We start from the raw sequence: 12,464 nt of genomic DNA on the forward strand, positions 1-12,464 counted from the left end.
TGATCCGGGAGCCCGGCCCGACGGCCGGCCCGGAGGCCCGCGGCCCGGAGGTTCCGGGCTGCCGGGCTACGCCCGCCGGAAACGGTTCAGCAGGGCGACCGCCACCGGGTGCCGGTCCGCGTGCTCGGGGTGGCGCGGCAGCCGGTGCGGCAGGGCGCCGTACCAGCTCCGCGAGACGGCGTAGCCGAAGGTCAGGCAGAGCATGCCGCCCACGGCGTCGAGCCAGAAGTGGTTGGCGGTGGCCACGATGACCACGAGGGTCGAGGCCGGGTAGAGCAGGCCCAGGATCCGGGCCCAGGGGGCCGAGGCGACCGCGAAGATCGTCAGCCCGCACCAGAGCGACCACCCTATGTGCATGGACGGCATCGCCGCGTACTGGTTCGACATGTGCTTGAGGTTGCCCGAGGCCATGGAACCCCAGGTGTGGTGGACCAGCACGGTGTCGATGAACTGCTGCCCGTTCATCAGCCGGGGCGGGGCGAGCGGGTAGAAGTAGTAGCCGACCAGGGCCACGCCCGTGGTGGCGAAGAGGACCAGGCGGGTGGCCGCGTAACGCCCCGGGTGGAAGCGGTAGATCCAGACCAGCACGCCGATGGTCACCACGAAGTGGAGCGTGGCGTAGTAGTAGTTCATGCCCACGATCAGCCACGTGACCGAGTTCACGGCGTGGTTGACGGACTGCTCCACGGCGATGCCGAGGTCCCCCTCGACGCGCCAGATCCAGTCGGCGTTGGCCAGGGCGGCGGCCTTCTGCTCCGGCACCGCGTTGCGGATCAGCGAGTACGTCCAGTAGCTGACCGCGATGAGCAGGACCTCGAACCAGATCCGCGGCCGTCGCGGGCTCCGCAACCGGGTGAGCAGGGTGCGCTCGGGAGCCGGGCGGGCCTCGCCCCCGGTCGCGCTGGGCGCCGGGACGGCCGTCCGGGTTTCCAGTGTCTTCACGCTCGCTTCACCCATGGGGAGAGAGTCTGCCAGATGGGATCTCGCCTTCGATCATCCCTCGGGACGGTCTTGGGCGCAGCGGCTCCGCCCTGCGCAGTACCCCGGACCTACGGCCTGCGCCGCTGTCCGGGACCCGAGGCGGTGGAACCGCGGACGACCAGTTCTGGCAGGAAGACGAATTCGCTGTGCGGGGCCGGCGTACCGCCGATCTCCTCCAGCAGGGTCCGCACCGCGGCCTGCCCCATCGCCTGCACGGGCTGGCGGATCGTGGTCAGCGGCGGATCGGTGAACGCTATGAGCGGGGAGTCGTCGAAGCCGACCACCGAGACGTCCTGCGGGACGCGCAGCCCCTGCTGTCGGGCGGCCCGGATCGCACCGAGCGCCATCATGTCGCTCGCGCACACCACGGCGGTGCAGCCGCGCGAGATCAGCGCGGCCGCGGCGGCCTGCCCGCCCTCCAGGGTGTAGAGGGAGTGCTGGATCAGCTCCTCGGTCCCGGCCTCGTCGAGCCCGAGCCGTTCGCGCATCCCGAGCCGGAAGCCCTCGATCTTGCGCAGCACCGGGACGAACCGCTTCGGTCCGACCGCCAGGCCGATCCGGGTGTGCCCCAGCGCCGTCAGGTGCGTCACGGCGAGCTGCATCGCGGCCCGGTCGTCGGGGGAGACGAAGGGGGCCCGCACCTTGTCGGAGAACCCGTTGATGAGGACGTACGGGACGCCTTGGCCGCGGAGTTGGTCGTAGCGGCCCATGTCGGCGGTGGTGTCGGCGTGCAGCCCGGAGACGAAGATGATCCCGGAGACCCCGCGATCGACCAGCATCTCGGTCAACTCGTCCTCGGTGGACCCGCCGGGGGTCTGCGTGGCCAGCACCGGCGTGTACCCCTGCCGGGTCAGGGCCTGGCCGATGACCTGGGCGAGGGCGGGGAAGATCGGGTTGTCCAGCTCCGGCGTTATCAGGCCGACGAGTCCGGCGCTGCGCTGGCGCAGCCGCACGGGGCGCTCGTAACCGAGGACGTCCAGGGCGGCCAGTACGGATTCACGGGTGCCCGCGGCCACACCGGGCTTGCCGTTGAGCACGCGGCTGACTGTGGCTTCGCTGACCCCCGCCTGGGCTGCGATGTCGGCTAGCCGTGCGGTCACGGGATGGGACTGTACCCGTCGCGCGTTCAGATTGCCCACCACGTGCAGGAATCCGCGGGGAGCACCGCGGTGCGGCCGTCGGCGGCCACCGGGGCGCTGGAGAGGACGGGCCGTCCGGGCGCGGGGAGCTCGACCGGGACCGGGCGGCCGTTGAGGGTGCACGCGAAGCCGGGCCGGGAGAAGAGGAGCACGCCCTCGGGCGCGGGCAGCCAGCGGATCCCGGTGTCCGCGGCGCCGTCCTCGGCCCGGTCCGCGTCCCCCTCGGCCCGGTCGCCGGCCGCCTCGCGGGCGGGCCCGGGGCGGCCGGCCTCGGGCGCCCCCAGGCCCGGCAGGGCCCGGCGCAGTTCCAGGGCCGCGCGGTACAGCTCCAGCGTGGAGTGCGGGTCGCCGGTCTGCGCGGCCACGCTCAGCCCGGCCCAGTCGTCGGGCTGCGGCAGCCAGCTGCCGGCCGGCCCGAAGTCGTACGGCGGCCGCCGCCCGGACCACGGGATCGGGACGCGGCAGCCGTCGCGCAGCCCCTCCTGGCCCGCGGTGCGCCGGAAGGCCGGGTCCTGGCGGACGTCGTCGGGGAGGTCGAGGACCTCGGGGAGGCCGAGTTCCTCGCCCTGGTAGACGTACGCGGATCCGGGCAGGGCCAGCATCAGCAGGGCGGCCGCCCGTGCCCGGGCCAGGCCCCGCTCCCCGCCGCCGTAGCGGGTCACGTGCCGGACGACGTCGTGGTTGGACAGCACCCACGTCGTCGGCGCGCCCACCGCGGAGGTCGCGGCCAGCGACTCGTCGATGACGGCGCGCAGCGCGCCGGTGTCCCAGGGGCAGTTCAGGAAGCGGAAGTTGAAGGCCTGGTGCAGTTCGTCGGGGCGGACGTAGCGGGCCAGGCGTTCGGAAGTGGGGGCCCAGGCTTCGGCGACGCCGATCCGGGCGCCCGGGTAGGAGTCGAGGAGCCGGCGCCAGGAGCGGTGGATCGCGTGGACGCCGTCCTGGTCGAAGAAGGGGAGCGGCTCGGTGCCGATGAGGGTGGCCTGCGCGCCGTGGCCGATGTCCGGCAGGCCGGGGGCCTTGACCATGCCGTGGGCGACGTCGACGCGGAAGCCGTCGACGCCGAGGTCCAGCCAGAACCGCAGGACGGAGGCGAACTCGGCGGGCACCTGCGGGTGCTCCCAGTCCAGGTCGGGCTGCTGGGGCGCGAAGAGGTGCAGGTACCACTGCCCGTCGGCGACCCGGGTCCAGGCGGGGCCGCCGAAGACGGACTCCCAGTCGTTGGGCGGCAGCTCCCCCTCCGCGCCCCGCCCGGGGCGGAACAGGTACCGGGCGCGGGCCTGCGGGTCGCCGGCCAGGGCGTCGCGGAACCAGGGGTGCCGCTCGGAGGTGTGGTTGGGCACGACGTCCACGATGACCCGCAGTCCGAGCCCGTGCGCGGCCCGGACGAGGTCCTCGGCGTCGGCGAGGTCGCCGAAGAGCGGGTCGACGGCCCGGTAGTCGGCGACGTCGTAGCCGCCGTCGGCCTGCGGGGAGAGGTAGAAGGGGGTCAGCCACACGGCGTCGACCCCCAGCCGGGCCAGGTGCGGCAGCCGCTCGCGCACGCCGCGCAGGTCCCCGACGCCGTCGCCGTCGCTGTCCGCGAAGGACCGTACGTACACCTGGTAGATGACGGCATCGCGCCACCAGGCACCGCCCGCGCCGGTGTTGCTGGAAGCGCTTGCAAGGGGCACGGCCGTCAACTCGTGGGTCATATCGGGTCAACGCGACGGCACACCCGCTGGTTGCGGGCCCGGAGGATCGAAGAGGACTCGAACTAACAGCAAGCTCCGGCAACCGTACGGACACACGGATGTAACGATCACCCGGTCTTGCAGAAAATTGCCGCAAGGTCTTTCGGACTTCTTTCAGGCTTGTTACGTTCCTGGCAACTCGGGACCGCGAGGGAGCGGCCGGGATCATCGAAGGAGTTCATATGCGGCGTGGCATAGCGGCCACCGCGCTGGTCGCGGCCCTGGCGCTCGCGGCGACGGCTTGCGGCGGTGACAGCAAGGACGACGGTCAGGGCACCCAGGCCGGCGGCGAGCTTTCCGGCACGGTCACGTGGTGGGACACCTCGAACGACGCCGAGAAGGCCAGCTTCCAGAAGATCGCCGAGGCGTTCACCGCGAAGCACCCGAAGGTGACCGTCAAGTACGTCAACGTCCCGTACGGCGACGCGCAGAACAAGATCAAGAACGCCTTCAGCAGCGGCTCCGACGCACCCGACGTGATCCGCGCCGACGTCGGCTGGGTCGCGGACTTCGCCTCCCTCCAGTACCTCGACGAGGTGCCTGCCGAGACGGCCGGGAAGATCGACGCCGAGTTCCTCCCGCAGGCCGCGGCCAGCGGCAAGTACGAGGGCAAGAGCTACGCCGTACCGCAGGTCATCGACACCCTCGGCCTCTTCTACAACAAGAAGATGCTCGCCGACGCCGGTGTGCAGCCCCCCGCCACCCTGGAGGAGCTGAAGACCGCCGCGGCCGCGATCAAGGCCAAGACCGGCAAGGCCGGCCTCTACCTGCGCGGCGACGACTCCTACTGGTTCCTCCCGCTGATCTACGGCGAGGGCGGCGACCTGGTCGACGCCAAGAACAAGACGGTCACCGTCGACAACCCGGCGGGCGTCAAGGCCTTCAAGGCCGCACGCGACCTGGTCACCTCGGGGGCGGCGCTCACCAACGCCACCGACGGCTGGACCAACATGCAGACCGCCTTCAAGTCCGGGGAGGTCGCGATGATGATCAACGGCCCCTGGGCCGTCGCCGACACCTACGCGGGCGACCAGTTCAAGGACAAGGCCAACCTCGGCGTCGCCGCCGTCCCGGCCGGCTCCGTCAAGGCCGGCGCCCCGCAGGGCGGCCACGACCTCGCGGTCTACGCCGGCTCCAAGAACACCGCCGCCGCGCACGCCTTCGTCGACTACATGACCTCCCAGGAGGTGCAGGTCCAGACCGCGAAGGAGCTGAGCCTGCTCCCCACCCGCACGGCCGCCTACGAGCAGCCGGACGTCAAGGGCAGCGAGATGGTGCAGTTCTTCAAGCCGGCCGTGGACAAGGCCGTCGAGCGCGCCTGGATCCCGGAGAACGGCTCCCTCTTCGAGCCGCTCAAGGTCGAGTACACGAAGGCGATCACCGGGTCGTCGAGCCCGGAGGACGCCGCGAAGGCGGCCGGGGCGGAGTTCCGCAAGATCCTCAAGGGTTGGAAGTAACGAACGATGGCTGCTCACACCAGCCAGTCGGTGGCGAAGGCCGCGGGCGACGACGTCGAGAACAACGACGCCGCCGCCCGCGGCCGGAGCCGCTTGGCTGACGGCCGGAACACCGGCACCGGGAACAAGAACGGCGCGCGCGGCGGACTGCGCCGCGCCCTCGCCACCCACTGGTACGCCTGGACCATGATCGCCCCGGTGGTGCTGGTCCTCGGCGTGATCATCGGCTGGCCGCTCGTCCGCGGCGTGTACCTGTCGCTGACCGACGCCAACGAGCGCAACGTCGCCCGGACCATCGGCGTCCGGCACATCGACGCCACGTACCGGTTCGTCGGCCTCGACAACTACACCGCCGTGCTCGGCGACCCGGTGTTCCTGCAACGGCTGGTGTGGACGGTCGTCTGGACCGTCGCCTGCGTGTCGATCACCTTCACGATCGGCCTGGCCCTCGCGAACATGCTCAACCGGGACTTCCGGGGCCGCGCCGCCTACCGGATGGCGCTGATCCTGCCCTGGGCCGTCCCCGGCTTCGTCTCCGTCTTCGCCTGGCGGTTCCTCTTCAACCGCGACAACGGCATCCTCAACAAGGTCCTCGACGGCGGCGGCATCTCCGCGATCCCGTGGCTCGACGACCCGACCTGGGCCAAGTTCTCGGTCATCGCCGTCAACGTCTGGCTCGGCGTCCCCTTCATGATGGTCGCCCTCCTCGGCGGCCTCCAGTCCATCCCCGGCGAGCTGTACGAGGCCGCCGAGATGGACGGCGCCACCCCCTGGCAGCGGTTCCGCCACATCACCCTGCCCGGGCTGCGCTCGGTCAGCATGACGGTGATCCTCCTCTCCACCATCTGGACCTTCAACATGTTCCCGGTGATCTTCCTGCTCACCCGGGGCGGCCCGGGCGACTCCACGGAGATCCTGGTGACCCAGGCCTTCCGCGAGGCCTTCATCACCAGCCCGCGCGACTTCGCCACCTCGGCGACCTGGGGCGTCCTGATCCTGGCCCTGCTCATGATCTTCGCGCTGGTCTACCGGCGCTCGCTGCGCAAGCAGGGAGAGGTGTGGTGACCATGACCACGCGCACGCGGGGCCGCCGCGCCCCCCTCGCCTCCGTCGGCCTGCACGCGACGCTCGTCGTCGCGTCCGTGATCGCCGTCTTCCCGGTCCTGTGGATCCTGCTGACCTCGCTCAAGCCCGCGCAGCACGCGATCACCACCGACTTCGTCAAGGAACCGACGCTCGCCAACTACACCTACCTGCTGGAGTCGAGCCACTTCCTCAGCTGGTTCGCCAACTCCGTCCTCGTGGCCGGCGTCACGACCGTGCTCGGCGTCTTCATCGCCGCCACCACCGGCTACGCCGTCAGCCGGTTCAAGTTCCCCGGCATGAAGCCGCTCATGTGGACGCTGCTCATCACGCAGATGTTCCCCATGGCCATCCTGATCGTCCCGCTCTACAACCTGATGGGCGACCTCGGCCTGCTCAACCAGCCGGTCGGCCTGATCATCACCTACCTCACCATCGCCGTGCCGTTCTGCGCGTGGATGATGAAGGGCTTCTTCGACACCATCCCGGTCGAGATCGACGAATCCGGCCGCGTCGACGGACTCAACCCCTTCGGCACCTTCTGGCGCCTCATCCTGCCGCTGGCCAAGCCCGGCCTCGCCGTCACCGGCTTCTACGCCTTCATCACGGCCTGGGGCGAAGTCGCCTACGCCTCCGCCTTCATGGTCGGCGAGGAGAACCTCACCCTCGCCGGCGGCCTGCAGACCTTCGTCACGCAGTACACCTCCAACTGGGGTGCGATGAGCGCGGCCTCCGTCCTCATCGCCATCCCGGCGGCCGTCTTCTTCCTCTTCGCCCAGCGTCACCTCGTCGCCGGGATGACGGCAGGCGCCACCAAGGGCTGACCACCCGAGCCTGCCCGCCACACCTCCCGGCCCGATCTCTCCAAGGACGACATGACCCAGCACCTCGCCGACGCACTCCCCACCTCCACCGGCACCCGGCCCGGCTGGTGGAGAGAAGCGGTGATCTACCAGGTCTATCCGCGCAGCTTCGCCGACTCCAACGGGGACGGCATGGGGGACCTCGAAGGCATCCGCCGCCGCCTGCCCTACCTCAGGGACCTCGGCGTCGACGCCGTCTGGCTCAGCCCGTTCTACGCCTCGCCGCAGGCCGACGCGGGCTACGACGTCGCCGACTACCGGGCCATCGACCCCATGTTCGGCACCCTGCACGACGCCGACGCCGTGATCCGCGAGGCCCACGCCCTGGGCCTGCGGATCATCGTGGACCTCGTCCCCAACCACTGCTCCGACCAGCACGAATGGTTCAAGCAGGCCCTCCGTGAAGGCCCCGGCAGCCCGCTGCGCGAACGCTTCCACTTCCGCCCCGGGCAGGGCGCCGACGGCGAACTCCCGCCCAACGACTGGGAGTCGATCTTCGGCGGCCCCGCCTGGACCCGGGTCGCCGACGGGCAGTGGTACCTGCACCTCTTCGCCCCCGAGCAGCCCGACTTCAACTGGGAGCACCCCGCCGTCCAGGACGAGTTCCGCTCCATCCTGCGGTTCTGGCTCGACCTCGGCGCCGACGGCTTCCGCATCGACGTCGCCCACGGCCTCGTCAAGGCCCCCGGCCTGCCCGACCTCGGCCGCGACGAGCAGCTCAAACTGCTCGGCAACCAGGTGCTGCCCTTCTTCGACCAGGACGGCGTCCACGACATCTACCGCTCCTGGCGGACCGTGCTCGACGAGTACGCCGGCGACCGCATCGGCGTCGCCGAGGCCTGGACCCCGAGCGCCGACCGCACCGCGCTCTACCTGCGCCCCGACGAGCTGCACCAGGCATTCAACTTCCACTACCTGAACACCGGCTGGGACGCCGACGCGCTGCGCGCCGCCATCGACGACTCCCTCGACGCGATGCGCCCCGTGGGCGCGCCGACGACGTGGGTGCTGTCCAACCACGACGTCGTCCGGCACGTGACCCGCTACGGCGGCGGGGAGCGGGGCCTGGCCCGGGCGCGGGCGGCCGCCCTGCTGATGCTGGCCCTGCCCGGGTCCGCGTACGTCTACCAGGGCGAGGAACTCGGCCTCCCCGAGGTCCTCGACCTCCCCGACGACGTCCGCCAGGACCCCTCCTTCTTCAAGGAGAACGGGCAGGACGGGCTGCGCGACGGCTGCCGCGTGCCGATCCCGTGGTCCGGCGACCGGGCCCCGTACGGCTTCGGCGACGGTGGCAGCTGGCTGCCCCAGCCGGCCGAGTGGGCCGGGCTGAGCGTGGCCGCGCAGACCGGCGACCCGGCATCGACGCTGGAGCTGTACCGCGCGGCCCTGCGGGTGCGCCGGGAGCGGCCGGAGCTCGGCGCGGGCGACGCGGTGGAGTGGCTCGACGCCCCCGCCGGGGTGCTCGCCTTCCGGCGCGGCGGCTTCGTCTGCACCGTGAACACCACGGGCGAGCCGGTCCGGCTGCCCGCACCCGGCACCGTGCTGCTGGCCAGCACCGACCCCGTCGACCCGGAGCTGCTGCCGGCCGACAGCGCGGTGTGGTGGCTGGGGTGACGTCCCCGCTGCGGCTCACCGACATCGCCGCGCAGGCCCAGGTCAGCGAAGCGACGGTGAGCCGCGTGCTCAACGGCAAGTCCGGCGTGGCCGCCGGCACCCGGCACAAGGTGCTGGCCGCGCTCGACCTGCTCGGCTACGAGCGGCCCGTCCGGCTGCGCCGACGCAGCAACGGGCTGGTAGGGCTGCTGATCCCGGAGCTCACCAACCCGATCTTCCCGGCCTTCGCCCAGGTCATCGAACAGGCCCTCGCCGGGCACGGCTACACGCCGGTGCTGTGCACGCAGACCCCGGGCGGCGCCACCGAGGACGAACTGGTGGAGCAGCTGGAGGAGCGCGGGGTCACCGGCATCGTGTTCCTGTCGGGCCTGCACGCCGACTCGGCCGCGGACCCCTCGCGCTACCAGCGGCTGGCGGCGCGGGGGGTGCCGTTCGTCCTGATCAACGGCTTCAACGAGCAGGTGCACGCCCCGTTCATCTCCCCGGACGACCGGGCGGCGGCCGACATGGCCGTACGGCACCTGGAGGACCTGGGGCACCGCAGGATCGGCCTGGCGATCGGGCCGACCCGCTACGTGCCCTCGGCGCGCAAGGAGCAGGGCTTCCTGGCCGCGCTGCCGGGCGCGGACGAGGAGGGCCTCGTGCAGCGCACCCTGTTCACGGTCGAGGGCGGCCACGCGGCGGGCGGCGCGCTGCTCGACCGCGGGTGCACGGGCATCGTGTGCGGGAGCGACCCGATGGCGCTCGGCGTCATCCGCGCGGCGCGGGAGCGGGGGCTGCGGGTGCCGCAGGACGTGTCGGTGGTCGGGTTCGACGACTCGCCGCTGATCGCGTTCACCGACCCGCCGCTGACCACGGTGCGCCAGCCGGTGCGCGCCATGGCCACGGCCGCGGTCGGCGCCCTCCTGGAGGCGGTGGGCGGCACCCCGGTCCAGCGCACCGAGTACGTCTTCCAGCCCGAACTGGTGGTCCGCGGCTCAACCGGCCAGGCCCCGGGCCAGTAGCGACCACCCGGCCGGGGCCTGGCCCGCACCCCGGCCGACCCCGGGCTGGGCGGGGCCGGCGGGGGCGGAGGCGAGCCTGGCCCGGTGCGGGGCCACCCCCACCTGGGTAGGGCTTGGGCCCGGACCGGGGCCAACCCTCCGGCCCGGCCACCGCCCGGGCCCGGGCCGGGGCACGGCCACCCCCGCCGCCCGGGCGCGGCCTCGGCCCCGCCATGGCCGAGCCAGGCCTTGGCCGCGAACGGGTCGGCCTGCACTCGGCTTCGCCCGCGTTCGGGCCCGGCCACCTCCGCCCGGGCGCGGTGTGACCCGCGCCCGGGTCCTCCGCAGGTCCGCGCCCGACGCACCCGCCCCGCCGGGCTCCAGCCCACCTCCGGCCCGCACTCGCCTTCGCCCGCGCCCGGGCCCTCCGCAGGTCCGCGCCCGACACTGGGCCCCGGCCAGGGCGCGGCCACCCCCGCCGGGCACGCCTCGGGCCGCTCCGCGCCCGGCTTCGCCCGGCCTCCGCCGACCCACCCGCCCCACGCCCGACCCCCCCCACCCCACGCCACGGCTCCGACCGGCCCCGGCTTCGGCCGACCCGCGCGCACCCCCACCCCACCACCACCCCCCCCTGCGGCGGGAGCTCGGCGGGTGTGTTCCGACTGGGTCGTGTCCGGGGTGAGTTGATCGATCCGGATTCGCCCCCTCCTGGGGCCGGCCGGCGGGCCGCCGGTTCGGACACGTCGCGGAAACAATTCTGCAATCCCTTGCGCAATCTCTTGCAGGGCTCCCGACCGGCCCCTACGGTCGCTGCAATCCCCACCTCTTCCGCCAGGAGGCCCCCGCATGCCTGCCAGAGCCGCCAGAGCTGCAACCCTTTTCGCCACCACCGCACTCGCCGCCGCGACCCTCACCGGACCGGCGTCCGCGCCGGCCGTCGCCGCGGCGCCCGGCGACAAGGACGTCACCGCCGTCCTCTTCGAGTGGAAGTTCGACTCGGTCGCCCGGGCCTGCACCGACACCCTGGGCCCCGCCGGCTACGGCTTCGTCCAGGTCTCGCCCCCGCAGGAGCACATCCAGGGCCCGCAGTGGTGGACCTCGTACCAGCCCGTCAGCTACAAGATCGCCGGGCGGCTGGGCGACCGGAACGCCTTCAAGGCCATGGTCGAAACCTGCCACGCCGCCGGTGTGAAGGTCGTCGCCGACTCCGTCATCAACCACATGGCGGCCGGCGACGGCACCGGAACCGGCGGCAGTCCGTACACGAAGTACGGCTACCCCGGCATCTACTCCGGCGCCGACATGGACGACTGCCGGGCGACGATCACCAACTACCAGGACCGGGCCAACGTCCAGAACTGCGAACTGGTGCAGCTGGCCGACCTCGACACCGGCGAGGACTACGTGCGCGGCCGCATCGCCGGCTACCTCAACGACCTGCTCTCCCTCGGCGTCGACGGCTTCCGGATCGACGCCGCCAAGCACATGCCCGCAGCCGACCTCGCCAACATCAAGTCGCGGATGTCCAAGCCCGGCGTCTACTGGAAGCAGGAGGCCATCTACGGCGCCGGAGAGGCCGTGTCGCCCTCCGAGTACCTCGGCACCGGCGACGTCCAGGAATTCCGCTACGCCCGCGACCTCAAGCGGGTCTTCCAGAACGAGAACCTCGCGCACCTGAAGAACTTCGGCGAGGCGTGGGGCTACATGCCCTCCGGCCAGTCCGGGGTCTTCGTCGACAACCACGACACCGAGCGCAACGGCGAGACCCTCAGCTACAAGAACGGCTCCGCCTACACCCTGGCCAACGTGTTCATGCTGGCCTGGCCCTACGGATCGCCCGACGTGGCCTCCGGCTACGAGTGGTCCGACAAGGACGCCGGTCCGCCCAACGGCGGCAGCGTGAACGCCTGTTACGCGGACGGCTGGAAGTGCCAGCACGCCTGGCGGGAGATCTCCTCCATGGTGGGCCTGCGCAACGCGGCCCGCGGCCAGGCCGTCACCGACTGGTGGGACAACGGCGGCGACCAGATCGCCTTCGGCCGCGGTTCCAGGGCCTACGTGGCGATCAACCACGAGGGCGCCTCCCTCACCCGCACCTTCCAGACCTCCCTGCCGGCCGGCGACTACTGCGACGTGCAGAGCGGCCGGGGCGTCACCGTGAACGGCTCCGGCCAGTTCACCGCCACCCTCGGCGCCGGGACCGCCGTCGCCCTGCACGCCAACGCCCGCAGCTGCGCGGGCGGCGGCGGGACGACCCCGCCGCCCTCCGCAGCCGGGGCCTCCTTCGCGGTCAACGCCACGACCGTGCCGGGCCAGGACGTCTACGTGACCGGGGACCGCCCCGAGCTCGGCGGCTGGAACACCGGCTCCGCCCTCAAGCTCGACCCGGCGGCCTACCCCGTCTGGAAGCTCGACGCGGCCCTCCCGGCCGGGACTGCCTTCGCCTACAAGTACCTCCGCAAGGACGCCGCCGGGAACGTCACCTGGGAGAGCGGCGCCAACCGCACCGCCACCGTCCCCGCGTCCGGCCGGGTGGCGCTGAACGACACCTGGCGCAGCTGAGCCGCGGCTCGACGCCGCACAGACCAGGGCCGCCCGGCACCCCGGCCCCGCC

General features: G+C 72.3%; 9 protein-coding genes. 6 read left to right on the forward strand and 3 right to left on the reverse strand.

What is annotated here, in order from left to right:
* Positions 1 to 66 precede the first annotated feature (66 nt).
* The 3 genes from CP968_RS23495 to CP968_RS23505 form a co-directional block, all read right to left on the reverse strand.
* Positions 67 to 957 carry a phosphatase PAP2 family protein gene (locus tag CP968_RS23495; protein ID WP_150519879.1) on the reverse strand — a complete coding sequence of 297 codons (891 nt, stop codon included), beginning with the start codon at positions 955 to 957 and terminating at the stop codon, positions 67 to 69.
* A 92-nt stretch (positions 958 to 1,049) separates the two neighbouring features.
* A complete protein-coding gene (locus CP968_RS23500) occupies positions 1,050 to 2,081 on the reverse strand; it encodes a LacI family DNA-binding transcriptional regulator (RefSeq protein ID WP_150519880.1) in 1,032 nt (343 codons plus the stop codon).
* A 26-nt stretch (positions 2,082 to 2,107) separates the two neighbouring features.
* A complete protein-coding gene (locus CP968_RS23505) occupies positions 2,108 to 3,811 on the reverse strand; it encodes a glycoside hydrolase family 13 protein (protein WP_150519881.1) in 1,704 nt (567 codons plus the stop codon).
* 221 nt (positions 3,812 to 4,032) lie between these two features.
* Between CP968_RS23505 and CP968_RS23510 the strand changes: the two genes are divergently transcribed.
* The 6 genes from CP968_RS23510 (at position 4,033) to CP968_RS23535 (ending at position 12,412) form a co-directional block, all read left to right on the forward strand.
* A complete protein-coding gene (locus CP968_RS23510) occupies positions 4,033 to 5,307 on the forward strand; it encodes an extracellular solute-binding protein (protein ID WP_150519882.1) in 1,275 nt (424 codons plus the stop codon).
* A gap of 6 nt (positions 5,308 to 5,313) precedes the next feature.
* Positions 5,314 to 6,372 carry a carbohydrate ABC transporter permease gene (locus CP968_RS23515; RefSeq protein WP_150519883.1) on the forward strand — a complete coding sequence of 353 codons (1,059 nt, stop codon included), beginning with the start codon at positions 5,314 to 5,316 and terminating at the stop codon, positions 6,370 to 6,372.
* 2 nt (positions 6,373 to 6,374) lie between these two features.
* Positions 6,375 to 7,214 (forward strand): sugar ABC transporter permease, encoded by an 840-nt coding sequence (locus tag CP968_RS23520; RefSeq protein WP_189829262.1) that lies wholly within the window; start codon positions 6,375 to 6,377, stop codon positions 7,212 to 7,214.
* A gap of 51 nt (positions 7,215 to 7,265) precedes the next feature.
* The gene (locus CP968_RS23525) at positions 7,266 to 8,867 is read left to right on the forward strand and encodes a glycoside hydrolase family 13 protein (RefSeq protein WP_150519885.1); all 1,602 of its coding nucleotides are present in this window, start codon (positions 7,266 to 7,268) and stop codon (positions 8,865 to 8,867) included.
* On the forward strand, positions 8,855 to 9,871 hold the full coding sequence (locus tag CP968_RS23530) for a LacI family DNA-binding transcriptional regulator (protein ID WP_229886359.1): 1,017 nt from the start codon (positions 8,855 to 8,857) through the stop codon (positions 9,869 to 9,871). The genes CP968_RS23525 and CP968_RS23530 overlap by 13 nt, the downstream gene beginning before the upstream one ends.
* Positions 9,872 to 10,696: 825 nt before the next feature.
* A complete protein-coding gene (locus CP968_RS23535; protein ID WP_150519887.1) occupies positions 10,697 to 12,412 on the forward strand; it encodes a carbohydrate-binding module family 20 domain-containing protein in 1,716 nt (571 codons plus the stop codon).
* The last annotated feature ends 52 nt before the right edge of the window (positions 12,413 to 12,464 follow it).

The sequence above is a fragment of the Streptomyces subrutilus genome, from assembly GCF_008704535.1.
GTDB lineage: Bacteria > Actinomycetota > Actinomycetes > Streptomycetales > Streptomycetaceae > Streptomyces > Streptomyces subrutilus.